This is a genomic window from Achromobacter sp. NFACC18-2 (genome assembly GCF_900108985.1).
Classification (GTDB): domain Bacteria; phylum Pseudomonadota; class Gammaproteobacteria; order Burkholderiales; family Burkholderiaceae_B; genus Achromobacter.
This window is the reverse complement of the sequence record NZ_FNYM01000018.1, coordinates 109,080-129,140: the sequence shown is the minus strand read 5'-3', so window position 1 is coordinate 129,140 and position 20,061 is coordinate 109,080. Positions and strand designations below refer to the sequence as shown.

Genomic DNA, 20,061 nt, shown 5'->3' with positions numbered 1-20,061 from the left:
AGGTATAAAACACCATCACGGGGTGAATTCCACCGCGCGGCGCCGGCGCCCCATCCCCTTGCCGTCACTACAATGGGCATGGCATCTGCCCGCCCTACGCCCTGGTCCCACCGCCCGCCCCACACGCGAGGAATAGCCCGGATGAACACCGCGCCGCTACACATCGGAATCGTCGCCTGCTCCGCCGAGGGCGCCGCGCTCTGCTACCGCACCCTGTGCGCCGAAGGCGCGCGCCGCATGGGCCCGCACGCCCACCCCGAGATTTCGCTGCACACGCATTCGCTGGCCGATTACGTGGCCTGCCTGGACCGGGGCGACCTGGACGGCGTGGCCGCCCTGATGCTGTCGTCCGCCGACAAGCTGGCGCGCGCCGGCGCGGATTTCCTGATCTGCCCGGACAACACCATCCACCAGGCGCTGGACCGCATCGTGGCGCACGCGCCGCGGCCCTGGCTGCACATTGCGGCCGAAGTGGCCGCCGTGGCGTCGGCGCGCGGCTATCGGCGGATCGGCATCCTGGGCACGCACTGGCTGGTGGACAGCGGCGTCTACCCCGGCAAGCTGGGCGACCGGGGCCTGGACTACGCGCGCCCCACGCAGGAAGACCGCCAGCTGCTCGGCCGCATCATCATGGACGAGCTGGTCTACGGCGTATTCGAGCCGGCGTCGGTGGCGCGGCTGCAGGGCATCGTCGACCGGCTGAAAGACGACGGCTGCGACGCCGTCGTGCTGGGCTGCACCGAACTGCCGTTGGTGCTGAACGACAACAACTGCGCCCTGCCCACGCTGGATTCGACCCGCATCCTGGCGCGCGCCGCGCTGGATCGCGCGATCAACGGCCGGACGCCCTGACGCCGCTCAGATCTGGTCCAGCCCGTACTGACGCAGGCGGGCCAGGTCCCGCACCTGGATCTGGTTGTAGGCCAGGGCCAGGATGTCCAGGTCGGCCAGCGTCTGCAGCGCCTGGTTGACCCGCTGGCGCGACAGGCCGGTCAGGTAGCCCAGCTCTTCCTGCGAGATCGCCAGGGTCAGGTCGGTGGAGGGATACAGCTGCGGGTTGAACAATTGCGCCAGCGACTGCGCCACCCGCGCGTCGGCATCCAGCAGGCGGTGGTTCTGGATGGACGCGATGAACTCGCCCATGCGGTCGTTCAATTGGCCGATGACGAAATGCGAAAAGGGCAGGCTTGCCGACAGCAGCGCATGGAACGTGGCGGCCGGCACCAGCATCACCAGCGACGGCTGGATCGCCACCACATCGTATTTGCGCAGCTCGCGCTTGATGACGCTGCCCTCGCCGAACCAGCCGCCCGGCGGCACCCCCGAGAACGTACAGCTGCGCCCCGATTCGTTGTAGATCGCCAGTTTGAGCAGCCCCTTGCTCACCCCGAGCCAGTAGTCCGACGGCGCGTTGCGCCGCGCGATCCACGCCCCGCTGCCTACGTGTTCGGCGCGCGAGGTCGCCAGCACCAGGTCCTGGTGCGCCGCGTCCAGCGCGCCGAACCAGCGGCAGGCGCGAAAGAGCCCCGGCAGTTCGTCGGAGGAAACTGTGTTTGAAACATCGGACATGGGAAGAACCGTGTAAAACTGGGGGGTGCGCGGCCGGCCGTCTGTCGCGCAGGCGACAGACGCCATTTTCCGGCGGGCCATAAGCTAGGGCAAGCGACGGGGATCAAACTTCCCCGCAGACACATAAGAGGCGTACGCGCCCCAATTGGAGACCAAGCATGACCGGCATGTTCGACCACGGCCTTGCGCGCCGCGAGGCCAATTACGAAGCCCTGACCCCCGTGGATTTCATCGCCCGGGCCGCGCAGGTCTACGGCCACCGGCTGGCCATCGTCCACGGCAAGGTCCGCCGCACCTGGGCCCAGACCTACGAGCGCGCGCAGCGCCTGGCCGGCGCGCTGGCGCAGGCCGGCATCCAGCGCGGCGACACGGTCGCCGTCATGCTGCCCAACATTCCGGCCATGGTCGAGGCGCACTTCGGCGTCCCCATGCTGGGCGCCGTGCTCAACACGCTGAATACCCGCCTGGACACGCCCAGCGTGCTGTTCATGCTGGGCCACGGCGAAGCCCGCGCGCTGATCGTCGACACCGAATACGCCGACCTCGCCCAGCGCGCCCGGGCAGAGTTTCCGCATCTCAAGGTCATTTCGGTCCACGACCTGGACGGCGCCCCCGCCACCCTGCCCGGCGCCACCGACTACGAGGACTTCCTGGCGGCCGCCCCGGCTACCTTCGACTGGAAGCCGCCCGCCGACGAATGGGACGCCATCGCCCTGAACTACACGTCCGGCACCACGGGCGATCCCAAGGGCGTCGTCTACCACTATCGCGGCGCCTACCTGAACGCGCTGAGCAACATCCTCGAATGGGACATGCCCAAGCACCCCGTCTATCTGTGGACGCTGCCCCTGTTCCATTGCAACGGCTGGTGCTTCGCGTGGACGGTCGCCGCGCGCGCGGGCGTGAACGTATGCCTGCGCAAGTTCGACCCCAAGACGGTGTTCGACCTGATTCGCGACGAAGGCGTCACGCATTATTGCGGCGCGCCCATCGTGCAGAGCGCGCTCGCCAACGCGCCGGCCGAGATGCGCGCGGGCATCGCGCATACCGTGCGCACCATGGTGGCGGGCGCCGCCCCCGCGCCCGCGGTCATCGACAAGATGCGCGAGATCGGCTTTGAGCTGACCCACGTGTACGGCCTGACCGAAGTCTATGGCCCGGCCGCCGTGTGCGCCCACCAGGACGCCTGGGACGCGCTCGACCCCGAACGCCGCGCGCTGCTGACCGCGCGCCAGGGCGTGCGCTATCACCTGCAGGCCGGCGTATCGGTGCGCGATCCGGAAACCATGCAGGAGGTGCCGGCCGACGAAGCCACCATCGGCGAGGTCATGTTCCGCGGCAACATCTGCATGAAGGGCTACCTGAAGAACGAACGCGCGACCGAGGACGCCTTCGCCGGCGGCTGGTTCCATACCGGCGACCTGGGCGTGATGACGGCCGACGGCTATGTCCGCATCAAGGACCGCAGCAAGGACATCATCATCTCGGGCGGCGAGAACATCTCCAGCATCGAGGTCGAGGACGCGCTGTACCGGCATCCGGCCGTGGCCGCCGTCGCCGTGGTGGCCATGCCGGACCCCAAATGGGGCGAGACGCCCTGCGCCTTCGTCGAGCTCAAGCCCGGCTGCACCGCCACCGCCGACGAAATCATCGCGCATTGCAAGCTGCTGCTGCCCGGCTTCAAGGTGCCGCGCGCGGTGCGCTTTGGCGAATTGCCCAAGACGTCCACCGGCAAGATCCAGAAATTCGAGCTGCGCGCCGCCGTCGGCGCCACGTCCGCGATCGACGTGGCCAAGCCCGGCAAGCCGGACTGACCCGCTGGCCCTTGCCCCTTGCCCCTTTCCCACGATCACTCGCTGAAAAATTACCCGCTGAATCCAGGAGCGCTTACGCCATGACGTACCAAGCCCCCGTGAAAGACATGCTGTTTGTGATGAACCACCTGGCCGGCCTGGCCCAGGTGGCCGCCCTGCCCGGTTTCGAGGAAGCCACGCCCGACACCGCGCAAGCCGTGCTGGAAGAGTCCGCCCACTTCGCCGCCGAGGTGCTGGCGCCGCTGAACCACCCCGCTGACCGCGAACCGAGCGCCTGGCACGACGGCGCCGTCACCACCGCGCCCGGCTTCAAGCAGGCGTTTCGCCAGTACGCCGACGCCGGCTGGCAGGGCATGACCCACCCCGTGGAATACGGCGGCCAGGGACTGCCCGGCCTGATCGGGTCGCCCTGCTCCGAAATGCTGAACGCCGCGAACCTGTCGTTCGCCCTCTGCCCCCTGCTCACCAACGGCGCCATCGAGGCCCTGATGACGGCCGGCTCGCCCGAATTGCGCCAGCGCTTCATCGGCCCGATGATCTCCGGGCAATGGACCGGCACCATGAACCTGACCGAGCCGCAGGCGGGTTCGGACCTCGCCATGATCCGCACCCGCGCCCAGCCGATGGGCGACGGCACCTACCGACTGTCGGGCACCAAGATTTTCATCACCTACGGCGAACATGACCTCGCGGAGAACATCCTGCACCTGGTCCTGGCCCGGCTGCCCGACGCGCCGGAGGGCGTGAAGGGCATTTCGCTTTTCCTGGTGCCCAAGTTCCTGGTCAACGAAGACGGCACCCTGGGCGCGCGCAACGACGTCGCGTGCGTCTCCATCGAACACAAGCTGGGCATCAAGGCCAGCCCCACGGCCACGCTGCAGTTCGGCGACGCGGGCGGCGCGGTCGGCTATCTGGTCGGCCAGGAAAACCGCGGCCTGGACGCGATGTTCATCATGATGAACGCCGCCCGCTACGCCGTCGGCGTGCAGGGCATCGCCATCGCCGACCGCGCCTACCAGCATGCGCTGGCCTATGCCGCCGACCGCGTGCAGAGCCGTCCGGTGGACGGTTCCTCGCGCGAGGCCGTGCCCATCATCCAGCATCCGGACGTGCGCCGCATGCTCGGCACCATGCGCGCCCTGACCGAAGCCGGCCGCGCGCTGGCCTACGTCACCGCCGGCCACGCGGACCTGGCCCATGCCAGCCCGGACGCCGACGCGCGCAAGCGCCACCTCGCCATCCAGGAATTCCTGGTGCCCATCGTCAAGGGCTGGTGCACCGAAATGTCGATCGACGTCGCCAGCCTGGGCGTGCAGGTCCACGGCGGCATGGGGTTCATCGAGGAGACCGGCGCCGCGCAGTATTACCGCGACGCCCGCATCCTCACCATCTACGAAGGCACGACCGCCATCCAGGCCAACGACCTCGTCGGCCGCAAGACCCTGCGCGACGGCGGCGCGGTCGCGCGCGCGCTGCTGGAGGCCGTGCGCCAGACCGAAGCCGACCTCGCCGCCCGCAGCGAGCCCGCCGCCCAACGCATGGTCAAGCCGCTGCGCGAGGCGCGCGAAGCGCTGGCCAGCGCGGTCGAATTCATCCTGGCCAATGCAGCCGGCAATCCCAACGCGGTGTTCGGCGCCGCCGTGCCCTACCTGCTGCTGGCGGGCACCACCTTCGCCGGCTGGCAGATGGCCCGCGCCCTGCTCGCCAGCCTGGACCTGCGGGCCGAAGACCCGGCCTTCCATGACGCCAAGATCGCCACCGCGCAGTGCTACGCCCTGCACAAGCTGACCCAGGCGCCCGGCATGGCGGCGGTCGTGCTGGGCACGGCGGAATACGAGGTCCAGCCGTAACGCAGCGCCTGGGGCCCGCCTCGCGGGCCGGGTTTCAGCGCTGCCCGCCGGTGCCGGACGCCTCGGCGTGGATCCAGGCCAGAAAGGCCTCCACCGACGGGCGCTTGGCATGCCGAGCCGGGTACACGACGAAGTGCGCCTTCACCAGAATGGCCTTGGCCATGCCGAATACCGGCTGCAGGCTGCCCTGGGCCAGGTGCATTCCCGCGATGGTGGCGCTTTCCAGCGCCACGCCCAGCCCCTGGGCCGCGGCATCCAGCGACATTTGCGCCCGGTCGAACCGGATCGTGAAGTGGTCCGGCGCCCGCCGGTCCGAATAACGTCCGAACCAGTCGGACCACTGGATGACGCTGACGTTGCTCTGGATCAGGGGCACGTCGAGCAACTGGTCGATGCGTTTGATGCCGTGCTCGCGGATGAACGCCGCGCTGGCGAGCGGCAGGATGCGCTCTTCAAACAACGGCTCCACCACCACATCGTCCCAATGCGGCACCCCGTAGCGGATGTCGATATCCGACTGGCCCAGGGCGAAATCGCTGTGCGAATGCGCCGCCGACAGATTCAGCGCCACATGCGGATGCGCCTCGGCAAACCGCCGGAGCCTGGGCATCAGCCACAGGCTGGCGATGCTGGGCGCCGAATGCACGTACAGGCTGTTGCTGACGCCCAGGCGCAGATCTTCGGTCGCCGAAGAAATGGCCGACAGCGCCCCGCCGATGCGCGCCAGGTACTGTTCGCCCGCGCTGCTCAGGCGCACGCCGTGCGCGCTGCGTTCGAACAGGCGCACGCCCAGGTCGGCTTCCAGCCGGGAAATCTGATGGCTGACGGCCGACGCGGTCAGGTGCAGCTCCGTGGCGGCGATGGCAAAACTGCGCCGGCGCGCCACAGCTTCGAACGCCAGCAGATTGACGATGGGCGGCAGAGCAGGCATGGGGGTAGACCCTGACTTCAGATGAAGATTCGTCATCTTAGACTGATGACACATCGTTTGTCTTAATGCTAGGCCGCGTCCAGAATTGTCCTCGCTGACCCATACAACGACAGGAGGACGACAAATGCTGCTCAAGGACAAGGTCGCCGTGATTTCCGGCGGCGCAGGGATCAACGGACTGGGATTCGCCACCGCGCGCAACATGGCCGCGCACGGCGCCCGCGTCGTGATCCTGGACCTGGAACGCGCGGAGCCGGCGGCCGCGGCCGCCCGGCTGGGCGACGGCCATCTGGGCCTGGTCGCGGACGTGACCGACAAGGCCGCGTGCCTCGCGGCCGTCGAACAGGCCCTCAAGACTTACGGCAAGATCGACATCCTGGTGAACAACGCCGGGATCACGCAACCGGTCAAGACACTGGAAATCACGGGCGCGGACTATGACCGCATCCTGGACGTAAGCCTGCGCGGCACGCTCTACCTGTCGCAGGCGGTGCTGCCCGCCATGCAGGCGCAACGTTCCGGGTCCATCGTCTGCATATCTTCGGTGTCGGCGCAGCGCGGCGGCGGCATTTTCGGCGGGCCGCACTATTCGGCCGCCAAGGCGGGCGTGCTGGGCCTGGCGCGCGCCATGGCACGCGAGTTCGGCGGGGACGGCATCCGGGTCAACTGCATCACGCCCGGCCTGATCGAGACCGACATCACCCAGGGCAAGCTCTCGGCCGAGCGCAAGGCCGACATCGAGGCCACCATCCCGCTGGCGCGACTGGGCAAGGCCGACGACGTCGCGGGCGCATGCGTGTTCCTGTCCAGCGACCTGTCGGCGTACTGCACGGGCATCACGCTCGACGTCAACGGAGGCATGTTGATTCACTGATTCATCGATTCCCCGATTTACCGATCCGCAGCACCCATAAAAAAATCCAAGGAGACAAATCATGAAAAGCAAGACATTGCTTCGCGCGGGCCTGGCACTCGCCGCCGCCGCCCTGCTGCCCGTCGTGGCGCAGGCGCAGAACATCAAGCTGACCCTGGGGCACGGCGCGGCGGTGGGCAATCCCCGCCACGAAGCGTCGGTGAAATTCGCCGAGGCGCTCAAGGCCAAGACCGGCGGGCGCATCGAGGTCCAGGTCGCGCCGTCCGCCCAGCTCGGCGACGACGCCGCGATGGTGACCGCGCTGCGCACTGGCGCCCTGGACCTGAGCGCCAACTCGCAGGGCGCCGTCGCGGCCGCGGTGCCGGAGTACGCCGCGTTCGGCATGCCCTTCCTGTTCCGGGATGCCGGCGCGGCCTTCAAGCTGCTGGACGGCCCGCTGGGCAAGGAGCTGGCCGAAAAATCGGCCGCCAAGAACCTGATCCTGCTGGGAACCTGGGACAACGGCATCCGCCAGATGACCAATAGCAAGCACCCCATCAACAAGGTCGAGGACATGAAAGGCCTGAAGATGCGCGTGCCGCCCGACGCCACCCTGGTCGACATCATGAACGCCCTTGGCGCCCAGGCGCAGCAGATCAAGTTCGCCGAGCTCTACGTGGCGTTGCAGCAAGGCGTGGTGGACGGCCAGGAAAACCCGCTCATGAACTTCGAGGCGAGCAAGCTCTACGAAGTGCAGAAGCACCTGGCGATGACCAATCACCAGTTCCAGATGACGCCGTTCCTGATGAGCAAGCGCACCTGGGACCGCCTGAGCGAAGCCGACCGCAAGGCCGTGCAGGAGGCGGCGGACGAAGCGTCGGCGCTCCAGCGCAAGCTGAGCAAGGACGCGGACGACAGGCTGCTGGCCGAGCTGAAGGCCAAGGGTGTGCAGGTCACGACGCCCGATACCGCGGCGTTCGCAAAAGCGACCGCGTCGGTGGACGAGAAATGGCTGGCCAGCCCCATCGGCCCCTACGTCAAAAAGGTTTTGGCCGCGGCGCGCGCCAACTGACATGTCCCGGGTCCGCCCCTGACCGCCGCGGCGGTCAGGCGGGCGGACCGTGCACAAGGCAGGAGACAACATGAATACCGATCGACACGGACGGGTCGGCAGGATCATCGACGGCCTATGCCGCGTGGTGCTCTGGCTGTCCACCACGGTGATCTTCGTGATCCTCGTCGTCAACACCGGCCTGCGCTATGCAACCGGTTCAAGCCTGAAATGGGCCAACGAAATACCCGAGCTGCTCTTTCCGTGGCTCGTCATGTCGGGCGTGGTGCTCGCGGCGCTGCATCACGCGCACATCGCCACCACGTTCATGATGGACGCGGTGCCGGCCCCCGTCCGCCGCCTGGTGGCCACCGGGGTCTGGAGCGTGGTTGCCGCACTGTACGCCACCTTGTCCTGGGCGACCTTCAACATGCTGGAAATCGTCCACGACGAAAAGTCCCCCATCCTGCAGATGCCCGGCTCGCTGACCTATGCCTGCGTGATGGGCGCAATGGTGTTGCTCGCCGTGCTGGCGCTGCAGTCGGCGTGGCACAGCTGGCATTGTCGCGAAACCGCAGCCCAGTCAGAGGGCGAGCCGCCGGCGCGCGCCGTGCACTGGTGAGGACGGAGGATAGCCATGAGTGCAGTGATACTTATCGTTTTCATGGGCGCCGCGGTCGCGGCCATGCCCATTGCCCACGCGCTGCTCGTCGCCGCCATGGCGGCAGTGGCCAGCACGGACCGCGTGCCGCTGGATGTGGTGGTCCAGCAGATGGTCGCGCAGGTGCAGAGCTTTCCCCTGATCGCCATTCCGTTCTTCATGCTGACCGGCTCGCTCATGATGGGCGGCAGGCTCGGCGAGGCGCTGGTGGGCGTGCTGTCGGCGATGATCGGCCGTTATCACGGCGGACCCGCGCAGGTCGGCGTGCTGTCGTCCACGCTGTTCGGCGGGGTGTCGGGCTCGGCGGTGGCCGACGCCTCGGCCATCGGTTCGCTGATGATCCCGTGGCACAAGCGGCTGGGCTATCCGGCCGCGTTTTCGGCGGCCACGTTGTCCGCCGCCGCTACGATCGACATCCTGATTCCGCCGTCGATTCCCTTGATCCTGTTTGCCCTGACGGCCAACGCCTCCATCGCGTCGCTCTTCGTCGCGGGCGTACTGCCGGGCCTGCTGCTGTGCGGCGGATTCATGGCGGCCTGCTGGTGGGTGGGGCGGCGGCGCAACTTCCCGCGCGACACGGCGCCCTTCGATGGCGCGGCATTCCGGCGGCATCTGTTCTTCGCGATGCCTGCCGTGATCCTGCCGCTGCTGATCATCGTCTTCCTGCGGTTTGGCATCGCCACGCCGACCGAGGTCGCGGTCCTGTCCACGCTGTATGCCGGCCTGGTTTCCGCGGTGATCTATCGCGACCTGAGCTGGCAGCGGCTCAACGCCGCCGTCGTCCATGCCGGGCTGGCGACCGGCGTGGTGCTGCTGGTGATCATGGCGTCGTCGGCCATCGGCTGGCTGCTGACCTTCGACCAAACGCCGCAGGGAATTGCGCATTGGGTGCAGGAGAACGTGCATGCCAAATGGCTCGTCATCCTGTTGATGAACCTGATGATGCTGTTCCTCGGCATGTTCATCGACCTGCCCGCCGCCGTGCTGCTGCTGGCGCCGGTCTTCGTCCCGCTGGCCCAAAGCATCGGCATGGACATGACCCAGCTCGGCGTGATGATGGTCGTGAACCTGGCGATCGGCCTGTACACGCCACCGGTGGGCACGACGCTGTTCATCACCAGCGCCTTGGCCAAGGTGAAGGTAGGCCAGACCGTGCGCGAGCTGGTGCCCTTCTATCTGGTCGCGTTTGCCGTGCTGGGGCTGGTTTCCTACGTGCCGGCCAGCATCCTGCAATGAACCACAACTGAACCAAAAGGGAGCTTCGAATGGAGCAGTCCACCGCTTTGAATGAACTGGCGACGGCCGCGTGGCGCATCCGCCGCTACGCGGTCCGCATGGGAGAAGTCCAAGGCCAGGGGTACATCGGGCAGGCGCTCGGATGGGCCGACGTCCTGGCCGTGGCCTATCGGCACGCCATGAACCTGCAGCCCGCAGATCCGCAATGGGAAGGCCGCGACCGCTTTCTGCTGTCCCACGGCCACTACGCGATCGCCCACTACGCCGCGCTGATCGAGGCCGGCGTCATCCCGGAAAGCGAGCTCGACACCTACGGCAGCGACGACAGCCGCCTGCCCATGTCGGGCATGGCGACCTACACGCCGGGCATGGAGATCTCGGGCGGCTCACTGGGCCAGGGCCTGTCCATCGGGGTCGGCATCGCGCTGGGGCTCAAGCACAAGCGCAATCCGGCCTTCGTCTACAACTCCATGTCGGACGGCGAACTGGACGAAGGATCCACCTGGGAAGCCGCGATGGGCGCCGCGCACCATGAACTGGACAACCTCATCTGCCTGGTCGACATCAACAACCAGCAGGCGGACGGCCCTTCCGGCAAGGTGCTGGGATTCGAGCCGCTGGCCGACAAATGGGCGGCCTTCGGCTGGCATGTGCAGCGCGTGGACGGCAATGACATGGCCGCCGTGATCCAGGCATTCGATGCCGCGCGCACGCTGCCGGACCGCAAGCCGCGCGTCATCCTCTTCGATACGCGGATGGGCAAGGGCATCCCCTTTCTCGAACAGCGCGAGAAAAACCACTTCATCCGCGTCGACCCGCCCGAATGGCAGCAGGCGCTGGACATCCTGGACCAGAACCGCCCCACCCCCACGACCGAAGGAGCCTGGTCATGAGCCGCGCCAGCACCCCGCAAAAACCCCGACTCACCACGTCGGCCATGATCGCGTCGATCGCCTCGGAGGGGCAGCGCGTGCGGGCCGCCCCCTTCGGCAAGGCGCTGGTGGACTATGCGCAATCGCGGCCCGACGTCGTGGGACTGACCGCCGACTTGGCCAAGTACACCGACCTGCACCTGTTCGCGCAAGCCTATCCCGAACGCTTTTTCCAGATGGGCATGGCCGAGCAACTGTTGATGGGCGCGGCCGGCGGCATGGCCAAAGAGGGCCTCGTGCCGTTTGCCACGACCTATGCCGTGTTCGGCACGCGCCGCGCGTACGACTTCATCCACCAGGTGATCGCCGAAGAGAACCTGAATGTGAAGATCTGCTGCGCGCTCCCGGGGCTGACCACCGGCTACGGGCCCAGCCACCAGGCCACCGAGGACCTGGCGATGATGCGCGGCATTCCGGGCCTGACCATCGTCGACCCCTGCGACGCGCTGGACATCGAACAGGCCGTTCCGCAGATCGCCGAACACCAGGGACCGGTGTACATGCGGCTGCTGCGCGGGCAGGTGCCGCTGGTGCTGGACGAGATCGAGGGCTACCGCTTCGAACTGGGCAAGGCGAAGATGCTGCGCGAAGGCGGCGACGTGCTGATCATTTCGAGCGGCATCATGACCATGCGCGCGCTGGAGGCCGCCGAGGACCTGGCGCGGGACAACATCGGCGTAGCGGTGATGCACAGCCCGACCATCAAGCCCCTGGACGAGGCCAGTCTGGTCGAGGCGGTGCGCTACAAGCACCGGCTGGTGGTCGTGGCCGAGAACCATTCGGTGATCGGCGGGTTGGGCGAGGCCGTGGCCAGCGCCCTGCTGCGGCACCGCGTGCAACCGGCCCGGTTCCAGCTGGCCGGGCTGCCGGACGCCTTCCTGGACGCGGGCGCCCTGCCCACGCTGCATGACCGCTACGGCATCAGCCGCGAAGCGCTGGCCGCCCGCATCAGGCGATGGCTGGATTGAGCGCGGGGCGGCGGGCGCAGCCGGCTAGGTGCGCGCCCGCCCGTCCGCGGGACAGGCGGCGCGCGCCGCGCGCGGCGCCGTCGCTGCCCAGAACAGCAACGCCGCCACGCTGATGCCCGCGCCCAGCACGCAGACGCCCAGCCAGCCGGCCCGCGCATACACGGCCGTGGCCGCGATCGACCCCAGTCCGCTGCCCACCGCGTAGAACAACATGTAGCCCGCCACCAGGCGGCTGTGCGCCTGCGCGCTGATGCTGAAGATCATGGCCTGGTTGGTCACATGCAGCGCCTGCAGGGCGAGGTCCAGCGCCAGCACGCCGACCGCGAGCAGCCACAGGCTGCGGTCCAGGAAGGCGATGGGCACCCAGGCCAGGCACAGCAACGCCAGGCCCATCGCGGTGGTGCGCTGGCCATGCCCGGCATCCGCCGACCGTCCGGCGCGCGCCGCCATCAGCACGCCCACCACCCCCACCAGCCCGAACGCGCCCACCGCGGTGTGCGACAAGGCACGCGGCGGCGCGCTCAGCGGCAGCACCAGCGCGGTCCAGAAGGCGCTGAACGCGGCGAACATCAACAGCGCGATCATGCCGCGCACCCGCAACACGCGCTCGGTCGCCAGCAAGGTGAACACCGAGCGCAGCAGCGCGCCATAACGCAGGCCCGCGGCGGGCAGGCGCCGCCGCGGCAGCCAGCGGGCCAGCGCCACGGCCAGCAACGCCGACAGGCCAGCCGAGGCCACGTACACCGCGCGCCAGCCCCACAGGTCCGCCAGCACGCCGGCCAGCGTGCGCGCCAGCAGCAGGCCGATCACCACCCCGCCCTGCGCGGCGCCCACGACGCGCCCGCGCTCGGACGGAGCCGCCAGCGCCGCGGACAGCGCCAGCAGACCCTGCGTCATCGCGGTGCCCAGCAGGCCAAGGGCCACCATGCCCGCGAGCAGCCATGGCGGATTCGCCGCGCTCGCCACCGCTCCCAGGGCCAGCACCAGCAGGCCCAATTGCCACAGCATCAGCCGGCGGCGGTCCAGCAGGTCGCCCAGCGGCACCACGAAGAACAGGGCCAGCGCGCAGCCGAGCTGGGTGGCGGTGACGACGATGCCGACCGCCGCCTCGTCCAGGTGGAATTCCCGTCCGATGGCGTCCAGCAGGGGCTGCGCGTAGTACACGTTCGCCACGCTCAGGGCGCAGGCCGCGGCCAGTAGCAAGACCAGCAGGGCGGGCGTAGCGGGCGCGTTGCCGTCCGGCGAGGGAGAGGGTTTCATGGCAAATCCAGTTTTATTACGAAACCAGAATGCTAGGCGACTAGGTTTTATAATGCAACCAACTTTCGGCCGGCGCGACCGGCCGCCGGCCCGGATCCAGATCCAGATCCAGACCCAGCCCCAGACCCAACAAGGAACCCGACATGGTCAAACGCACCAGCCTTGAAGGCGCCGCCTGCCCCGTGGCGCGCTCGCTCGACGCCATCGGCGACTGGTGGTCGCTGCTCATCGTGCGCGACGCGTTCGACGGGTTGCGCCGCTTTGGTGAATTCCAGAAGAACCTGGGCATGGCCAAGAACATCCTCAGCGACCGCCTGCGCACGCTGGTCGCGCACGGCATCCTGCAGGTCGCGCCCGCCTCGGACGGAAGCGCCTACCAGGAGTACGTGCTCACCAGTAAGGGCGAGGCGCTGTTTCCGGTGATCGTGGGGCTGCGCCAATGGGGCGAAGACCATTACTACGGCCCTGAGGAAGCGCATTCGGCCCTCATCGACCGCCAGCGCGGCCAGCCGGTGCGGCGCCTGGAGATCCGCGCGCAGGACGGCCGCGTGCTGGCGCCGGGCGACACGGTCGTGCGCAAGGTGGCGCCGTCCGCACCGGATCCGCGGGGCGACGCCGCACGCTGATGCGCAGGGCCGGCCACGGCCGGCCAACTTCCCCGCCCTAGGCCGCCGCGGGCCAGCGGCCGGTCGCGAGCGCCGTCGGCGACCACGACTCGAAGCGCCACCGCAAGGCCAGCGCGCCCGGCCGCCGCACCACCCGGCGCACATGGACGCGCCACAGGCGTTCGGCGCCCTCGAATTGCGCGATCTCGGGGCCGTCCAGGACCACTTCCGCCCGCCCGCTCAGTTGCAGCACGTCGCCGCGCTCGAAGTCGATGAAGAGCAGTCCGGCCACGGGATTGGCCACGAGGTTGCCCAAGGTGTTGAAAAAGCGGTTGCCCGAAAAATCCGGAATCGTCAGCACGTCGCCGTCCACCCGCACGAAGCCGGGCTTGCCGCCGCGATGCGAGACATCCACGCTCCGGCCGCCGTCGCCGTCCTCGCGGTCGACGTAGCTGGCGACAAAGAAGGTGTCGGCCGCCGCGATCAGCGCGCGCGCCGCTGCGTCCAGTCCGGCCTGCCCGGGCAGCGCCGCGGCAAAGCGCAGCGACGGCGAGCGCGAGAAATAGAAGTCGCGCGACTGGATGTACTGCGGGCAATTGCCGAAGGATTGCGCCACCGCCACGTCGAAACGCTTGCCATCCCAGGCCTGGATGCGGCCGTTCATGCGGTTGCGCCGGCGCGTATGCAGCTCGATGCCCAGAAGCCCCACCGCCTTGCCCGGCCCCAGCCCGGCGCGCAGCGGATCGTCCGTGTCGGGCATCGCGGCGATGCGCAGCGTGTGCGGGTCGGGCGACGCGGCAAAACCGGGCTCCCCTTCCAGGATGCCGGCCCAGGCATCGCCCTGCGCATCGACGGCGCCCGCCACCAGGAACGGGAGCTGCGCGAAGAACTCGCGGTGCTGGTCGGGCATGTAGTCGCGGATGACCTTGCGTCCGACCAGGTCCATGCGCGCGGCCACGCCCGTGTGGTCCTGCAATTGGCGTTCGCCGGCGTGCCACGGCGAGGGTGCGGGGGTCTCGGAAGAATTCATGATGGTCTCCTTGCGGCGGGCGCCCGGCCTCAGGCCGCGAGCAGGCCCACGGCGGACGACGCCATGGGCACGAAGCGCGGCAGATGCTCGATCCGGTCGAGCCACGCGCGGATATGCGGATAGTCCGCCAGCGACACGTTGCCTTCCGGCGCATGCGCCACGTAGGCATAGCAGGCCACGTCGGCAATCGTCGGGGCATCGCCCGCCAGGAAATCGCGCTGGCGCAGTTCGCCTTCCATGACGGCAAGCAGCGCATGCGCGCGCGCCAGCGTGGCGTCCGCGTCGAGCGGCGCGCCGAACAGCGTCACCAGGCGCGCCGACGCAGGGCCGGCGGCCAGCGGCCCGGACGCCACCGACAGCCAGCGCTGGACAGCGGCCGCCCCCACGGGATCCTGCGGCAACCACGCCTGCCCGCCATAGCGCTTGGCCAGGTACACCAGGATGGCGGTCGAATCGGCGACCACGACGCCGTTGTCATCGATCACCGGGACCTGCCCGAAGGCATTGAGCGCCAGGAATTCGGGCCGCTTCTGCTCGCGCTGGCGCAGGTCCACGTCGACGGCCTCATGCGGCACGTCGAGCAGGGACAGCATCAGCTCGACGCGATGCGCGTGGCCGGACAAGGGGTAACGGTAGAACTTCAGGGGGGTGGACGGCACGGCGGGCTCCCAGGTGGATTCAGGGCTCCATCTTGGGGCGCGCCGGCCGGATCGGGAACGGCCGGCGCCGGCAAGACACTCTTGCCGTACATGAAATAAAGCCCGTCAGGCCGGCAGTGCGTCCAGGTCCCGGCGCAGGGCCTGGACGCAGAATTCCACGAAGCTGCGCACCTTGGCCGAGCTTTTGCGCCCTTCCGGATACACCACGTGGACCGGCACCGGCGGCATTTCGAATTCACGCAGCACCACCTGCAGCGCGCCGCTGGCCAGGTGCGGCGCCACCTGGTAGGACATCACCTGCGTCAAGCCCCAGCCCTCGCGGGCGGCCATGACCGCCGCCTGGAACGAGGTGACGGTGAGCTGGGACTGCACGTTGAGCCGCTGGATCTGGTTGTCCTGCACGAAACGCCACTGCGGCCCCCTGCCCTCCATCGCCGCGGTGATCGTGCAGAAGCGATGCAGGGCGTCCGGGGTTTCGGGCACGCCGCGCTCGCGCAGGAAACCCGGCGATGCGCAGACCACGCGGCGCACGTGGCCGACCGGCACCGCGGTCAGCGAGGAATCCGGCAGCGCACCGATGCGCACGGCCACATCGATGTCCTCGTCCACAAGATTGACCACGCGATCCACCAGCAGCGCGCGCACCGAAACCTGGCGATGCTCGCGCAGATAGCCCAGCACGGCCGGCATGACGTGCAGTTCGCCGAACAGCGCGGGCGCGGTGATGGCGAGCGCGCCGCGCGGCGCGGCCATGGCCCCCGCCGCCGCGTCGTCCGCCTGTTCGACGTCGTCCAGAATGCGGCGGCAGTCGGCCGCATAACGCTGGCCCGCTTCGGTCAGGCGCAGGCTGCGCGTGGTGCGCACCAGCAGCAACGCGCCCAGGCGGCGCTCCAGCGCGGCGACGCTGCGCGTCACGGTGGGCGCCGACATCTGCATGCGCCGCGCCGCCGCGGCAAAGCTGCCCGCGTCGGCCACGGCAAGAAATACCGTCATCTCATGGAATCGGTTCACAGCGGGACGGGCTCCGTAGTCTTGTCATGCGTGGTGGCGTCGCGTCTCGCGCCGTTGCCTGCAATTTACCCGCGAGCGTCCGCCTTGTCCTGCCCGCCGCGCAGCGCCTGGCCGCGGAACTCCTTGCGCAGCCACGCCAGAAACGCCTTGACAGGCGGGTGACGCTCACGCCCCGGGGCGCACAGCGCGGTGTAGGCCGAGCCCGCGACGCGGATCTCCGGCCGGAACGGCACCAGGGTGCCGGCCGCCACGCTGTCGGACACCATCACCGAACTGGCCAGCACCAGTCCCTGCCCGGCGATGGCGGCCTGCAAGGCGTAGTGTTCCTCGGTGTAGGCATGCTCGGCGGCCGGGCGGCGCCATGCCGGCAGGCCGGCCGCGTCGCACCACGCCTGCCACCCCTGCTCATAGAGTGGCGAATCGCGCCAGCGCACCGTCACCAGCGCGGGCGCTCGCCGTCCTGCCTGCGCGATGCGGGCCGGCGCGCCGTACACGCCGAACCACTCCGGCAGCACGCAAGCCGCGTGCAGCGCGGGATAGCGCTCGCGGCTGTAGCGGATGGCCACGTCCACGCTGGCGTCCTGGAGTAGGTCGACGGGGTCGGGCGTCGCGTCCAGGCGCAGTAGGTATTGGGGATGCGCCTGATGGAAACGCCCCAGCCGGGGCACCAGCCAGAGCGCGGCGAAGGAGTGCGTGGTGGAGACGGTCAGCGCGCCCGACGCCGGCGCGGGGCGCAATGCGTCCAGCGCCTGGGCGACATCGAGCAGGGCGCCATGCACGCCCGCAAACAGGCGCGCGCCCTTGTCGGTCAGGCGCACGCCGCGCGGAACGCGATCGAACAGCGCGCACCCCACGTGGCGCTCCAGCGCCTTGACCTGATGGGAGACGGCGGTAGGCGTGACCGACAGCTCGTTCGCGGCCAGCTTGAAACTGCGCAGGCGCGCGGCAGCCTCGAAGGTGCGTAGCGCGGTGACGGGAAGCGTGGCAAACATCGGCGGCAGACCTGGATGAATTTGATTCAGCTTAATCCAGGAATGGTCATTTGTCGCGGTGGCGGCTTGCGGCCAACATAGCCTGCAACATGGCCTGAAACATGGCCATGAAGATCGTTTCCAATCACTCTTGCGGGAGCCAAGCATGAATTCAAATCAGCAATCCAACCGGCTGCTCATACTGGTGGGCAGTCCGCGCCGCGATGGCAACAGCGCCGCGCTCGGCAAGGCCGCCCTGCGCGGGGCCGAGGCCGCCGGCACCACCGCCTCCCTGCTCTTTCTCGATGACTACATCCACGGTTTCCTGCCGGACCTGCGGCACGCCCGCGCGCCGGCGGACCGTTACGCCGAACTCTTCCTGGAACACTTTCTGCCCGCCGACGGCATGCTGCTCTGCACGCCCGTCTATTGGTATGGGATGTCGGCGCAGGCCAAGGCGTTCTTCGACCGCTCATTCAGCCATTACGCCGGCTCGGGATCCGAGCCCCAGCGCGTCATGGCGCGCATGACCGGCAAGCGGCTGGGCCTGGCGGTCGCCTCGGAAGAAACCTATCCCGGCGCGGCGCTGGGCATCGTGCACCAGGTCCAGGAATATGCGCGCTACACCCATTCCGACTTTGTCGGCTACGTGCACGGCGCGGGCAACAAGCGCGGCGAGATCGCGCGGGATCCGCGCCAGCCCCTGGCGGCCGCGCAGACATTGGGCGCCGAGTTCTTCACCCGCAAATACTCCGACTACCGGATCGAGACGCCCCGCCGTCACAACGTCTGGGAGCCGGCACCCGCCTTGAGCAGCACGCCGGGCGGGCTGCCATAGACCTGCTTGAACACGCGCGTCAGATGCGCCTGGTCCGCAAAGCCCACCGCCTGCGCGGCGTCGGCCAGCGGCAGGCCGCCGCGCAGCAGCGCGCGGGCGCGCGCCACCCGCCAGTTGCGCAGCCACGCCTGCGGCGGCAGACCATAGCGCCGCGCGAACTGCTTGACCAGCGTGGTGCGGTGCCGGTCCTGCGCCTGCGCCAGCGCCTCCAGGTCCGGCGCGCAGGCCGGATCGGCGGCCATGCGTTCGCGCAGCAAGGCGCATACGTCGGCCAGGTCGGCCACGCCGGCAGGGTCGCCCGACGCTACACGGCCGCCCTCGTTGCCGCCGTCCGGCGTCCGGCCATACGCGGCCAGCAGGCCGAACACGGCCGCCGACATGCGCGCGCGGCGCTGCGCGGCGGGAATCTCGTCGGCTGTCAGCGCATTCAGCCAGGTTGCGCACAGCGCGGCATCGGCGATCACCGGCCCGGCCCGCCGCACGCCATGCGCATCCAGCGCCCGCTCGTGGTCCTGGAACCAGGCGGGGTCGAGATAGGCCATGCGGTACGCCAGCGGCCCGGCAGCCGTGCCGCCCGTGTGCACCTGTCCCGGGGCGATCACCACGAGCTCGCCTGCCCGCGCGGTGTAGGGCGCGCCTTGCACCGTGAATTCGCAGCAGCCCTGCTCGACCGCGCCGATGGCCCAGGCGTCATGGAAATGCGGCGCGTAGCGATAGGCGCGCAGGTCCGCGATCAGCACGTCGCCGGGCAGGCCCGCGCCGCAATGCCAGATGTGTTGAGAAACCGCCATGGGTAGAGGGTCAGCCGTCTCGCGGCTATCCGAAGTAGCGCCCATCCGACGTCAGGGATCGGGCCAGCAGCCACGCGTTGCGAGGGTTTTCTCCGACGCGCCGGATGGCATACGGCCACCAGTCCGCGCCGAACGGGAGATAGACCCTGACGTTATAGCCCAATCCGCGCAGCGCCAGTTGCCAGTCCGGGCGCACGCCGTAGAGCATTTCAAATTCGAAGTCGGCGGGGGACCAGCCACGTTCGCGCGCCAGATCGATGATGGCGCCCGCCAGCCGGTCGTCGTGCGTGCCGAAGACCGGGTAGAAGCCCGAGTCCCGCGCCTCGCGCGACAGCATGATGGCGGCCGCGTCCAGATAGGCCAGGTCGATGCGCGCGCGCCCCGCGTGATCCAGCGCCCGCTCCGGGAACGCGCCCTTCACCAGCCGCAGCGAGGTCCGCTGGCGAATCGCCCAGGCCAGGTCTTCCGGCGTGCGGCGGCGCCGCGCCTGCAGCGTGAGCCCGGCGGGGACGCCCGCTTCCAGCAAGTGGCGATGCAGCGCGCAGGTGCGGTCGCGGATGGCGGAATCTTCCATATCCAGCATCAGGCAGCCGCGTCCCCCGCGCGCGGCGCCTTGCGCCGCCATGCCGATGCGCCGCGCGTTGTCCTCGCCCAGCGCGTCGCCCTGCATGTAGCCGATGGCGGTGGGGTCGACGGACACGTGCACGTCCAGGCCGGCGTCGGCCAACGCCTTGCATGCGCCGATGGCCTGATCGACGTTGTGCGCGATGGCGGCCCGGTCCGCGACGTACTCGCCCAGGTAGAAGAGCGATGCGCGGATGCCATGCGCCTCGCGCAGCCTCACGGCCGTGCGCACGGCCTCGTGCACGTCGGCGCCGCCGACGAACCGGCGGGCCAGCGAGGTCCGGGCGGCCATCGCCCGCATCGCCTGCCCGACCGCCGGGCTGCGCGCCAACGCAATCGTGGTTCTCTGGAAAATGCTCATCGCCTCACCGCGCAAAGCGGCCACTATGCAGCGACGGCGAAAGGCT

At 69.1% G+C, this 20,061-nt stretch carries 20 protein-coding genes; 11 read left to right on the top strand and 9 right to left on the bottom strand.

Going from position 1 to position 20,061, the window contains the following annotated elements; all coding sequences use genetic code 11:
* Positions 1-141 precede the first annotated feature (141 nt).
* Complete coding sequence (locus BMW75_RS24125; RefSeq protein WP_092582188.1) at positions 142-852, top strand: aspartate/glutamate racemase family protein; 711 nt, start codon at positions 142-144, stop codon at positions 850-852.
* Positions 853-858: 6 nt separating this feature from the next.
* Here BMW75_RS24125 and BMW75_RS24120 read toward each other — a convergent pair whose 3' ends face one another.
* On the bottom strand, positions 859-1,569 hold the full coding sequence (locus tag BMW75_RS24120) for a Crp/Fnr family transcriptional regulator (RefSeq protein WP_092582208.1): 711 nt from the start codon (positions 1,567-1,569) through the stop codon (positions 859-861).
* 158 nt (positions 1,570-1,727) lie between these two features.
* Here BMW75_RS24120 and BMW75_RS24115 point away from each other — a divergent pair, with 158 nt between their 5' ends.
* Both BMW75_RS24115 and BMW75_RS24110 read left to right on the top strand, forming a co-directional pair.
* Positions 1,728-3,383, top strand: coding sequence for an acyl-CoA synthetase (locus BMW75_RS24115; protein ID WP_092582187.1), 1,656 nt, complete (start codon positions 1,728-1,730; stop codon positions 3,381-3,383).
* A gap of 80 nt (positions 3,384-3,463) precedes the next feature.
* Positions 3,464-5,233, top strand: coding sequence for an acyl-CoA dehydrogenase (locus tag BMW75_RS24110; protein WP_092582186.1), 1,770 nt, complete (start codon positions 3,464-3,466; stop codon positions 5,231-5,233).
* A gap of 34 nt (positions 5,234-5,267) precedes the next feature.
* Here the strand turns inward: BMW75_RS24110 and BMW75_RS24105 are convergent, their stop codons facing one another.
* Positions 5,268-6,164 (bottom strand): LysR substrate-binding domain-containing protein, encoded by an 897-nt coding sequence (locus BMW75_RS24105; protein WP_092582185.1) that lies wholly within the window; start codon positions 6,162-6,164, stop codon positions 5,268-5,270.
* A gap of 124 nt (positions 6,165-6,288) precedes the next feature.
* On the opposite strand from BMW75_RS24105, the gene BMW75_RS24100 reads away from it, so the two are divergent.
* The 6 genes from BMW75_RS24100 (at position 6,289) to BMW75_RS24075 (ending at position 11,865) form a co-directional block, all read left to right on the top strand.
* On the top strand, positions 6,289-7,038 hold the full coding sequence (locus BMW75_RS24100) for an SDR family NAD(P)-dependent oxidoreductase (protein WP_092582184.1): 750 nt from the start codon (positions 6,289-6,291) through the stop codon (positions 7,036-7,038).
* Positions 7,039-7,099: 61 nt separating this feature from the next.
* Positions 7,100-8,089, top strand: coding sequence for a TRAP transporter substrate-binding protein (locus BMW75_RS24095; RefSeq protein ID WP_092582183.1), 990 nt, complete (start codon positions 7,100-7,102; stop codon positions 8,087-8,089).
* Between the two features lie 70 nt (positions 8,090-8,159).
* On the top strand, positions 8,160-8,690 hold the full coding sequence (locus tag BMW75_RS24090) for a TRAP transporter small permease (protein WP_092582182.1): 531 nt from the start codon (positions 8,160-8,162) through the stop codon (positions 8,688-8,690).
* Positions 8,691-8,705: 15 nt separating this feature from the next.
* Positions 8,706-9,965: a TRAP transporter large permease gene (locus BMW75_RS24085; protein WP_092582181.1), complete on the top strand. Its 1,260-nt coding sequence runs from the start codon at positions 8,706-8,708 to the stop codon at positions 9,963-9,965.
* Between the two features lie 29 nt (positions 9,966-9,994).
* Positions 9,995-10,858: a transketolase gene (locus tag BMW75_RS24080; RefSeq protein ID WP_092582180.1), complete on the top strand. Its 864-nt coding sequence runs from the start codon at positions 9,995-9,997 to the stop codon at positions 10,856-10,858.
* The gene (locus BMW75_RS24075) at positions 10,855-11,865 is read left to right on the top strand and encodes a transketolase family protein (protein ID WP_076521581.1); all 1,011 of its coding nucleotides are present in this window, start codon (positions 10,855-10,857) and stop codon (positions 11,863-11,865) included. Before BMW75_RS24080 ends, BMW75_RS24075 begins: the two co-directional genes overlap by 4 nt.
* Before the next feature lie 24 nt (positions 11,866-11,889).
* Here BMW75_RS24075 and BMW75_RS24070 read toward each other — a convergent pair whose 3' ends face one another.
* Entirely contained in the window at positions 11,890-13,125 is a 1,236-nt protein-coding gene (locus BMW75_RS24070; RefSeq protein WP_092582179.1) for an MFS transporter, read from the bottom strand.
* Positions 13,126-13,268: 143 nt separating this feature from the next.
* On the opposite strand from BMW75_RS24070, the gene BMW75_RS24065 reads away from it, so the two are divergent.
* Entirely contained in the window at positions 13,269-13,751 is a 483-nt protein-coding gene (locus BMW75_RS24065; protein ID WP_092582178.1) for a winged helix-turn-helix transcriptional regulator, read from the top strand.
* 37 nt (positions 13,752-13,788) lie between these two features.
* Here BMW75_RS24065 and BMW75_RS24060 read toward each other — a convergent pair whose 3' ends face one another.
* The 4 genes from BMW75_RS24060 to BMW75_RS24045 all read right to left on the bottom strand — a co-directional run bounded on the left by BMW75_RS24060 (position 13,789) and on the right by BMW75_RS24045 (position 17,422).
* Positions 13,789-14,760, bottom strand: coding sequence for a pyridoxamine 5'-phosphate oxidase family protein (locus tag BMW75_RS24060; RefSeq protein WP_092582177.1), 972 nt, complete (start codon positions 14,758-14,760; stop codon positions 13,789-13,791).
* Between the two features lie 29 nt (positions 14,761-14,789).
* Complete coding sequence (locus BMW75_RS24055; protein WP_092582176.1) at positions 14,790-15,419, bottom strand: glutathione S-transferase family protein; 630 nt, start codon at positions 15,417-15,419, stop codon at positions 14,790-14,792.
* 105 nt (positions 15,420-15,524) lie between these two features.
* Positions 15,525-16,430 (bottom strand): LysR family transcriptional regulator, encoded by a 906-nt coding sequence (locus BMW75_RS24050; protein ID WP_175493255.1) that lies wholly within the window; start codon positions 16,428-16,430, stop codon positions 15,525-15,527.
* 65 nt (positions 16,431-16,495) lie between these two features.
* A complete protein-coding gene (locus BMW75_RS24045; protein ID WP_092582174.1) occupies positions 16,496-17,422 on the bottom strand; it encodes a LysR substrate-binding domain-containing protein in 927 nt (308 codons plus the stop codon).
* Positions 17,423-17,567: 145 nt separating this feature from the next.
* On the opposite strand from BMW75_RS24045, the gene BMW75_RS24040 reads away from it, so the two are divergent.
* Complete coding sequence (locus BMW75_RS24040) at positions 17,568-18,239, top strand: flavodoxin family protein (RefSeq protein ID WP_092582173.1); 672 nt, start codon at positions 17,568-17,570, stop codon at positions 18,237-18,239.
* On the opposite strand, the gene BMW75_RS24035 is transcribed toward BMW75_RS24040, so the two are convergent.
* Positions 18,182-19,030, bottom strand: a complete 849-nt coding sequence (locus BMW75_RS24035; RefSeq protein ID WP_092582172.1) for an AraC family transcriptional regulator — start codon at positions 19,028-19,030, stop codon at positions 18,182-18,184. The two genes, BMW75_RS24040 and BMW75_RS24035, sit on opposite strands and share 58 nt — an antisense overlap.
* Positions 19,031-19,055: 25 nt before the next feature.
* A complete protein-coding gene (locus tag BMW75_RS24030; protein ID WP_092582171.1) occupies positions 19,056-20,015 on the bottom strand; it encodes a proline dehydrogenase family protein in 960 nt (319 codons plus the stop codon).
* Positions 20,016-20,061 lie beyond the last annotated feature (46 nt).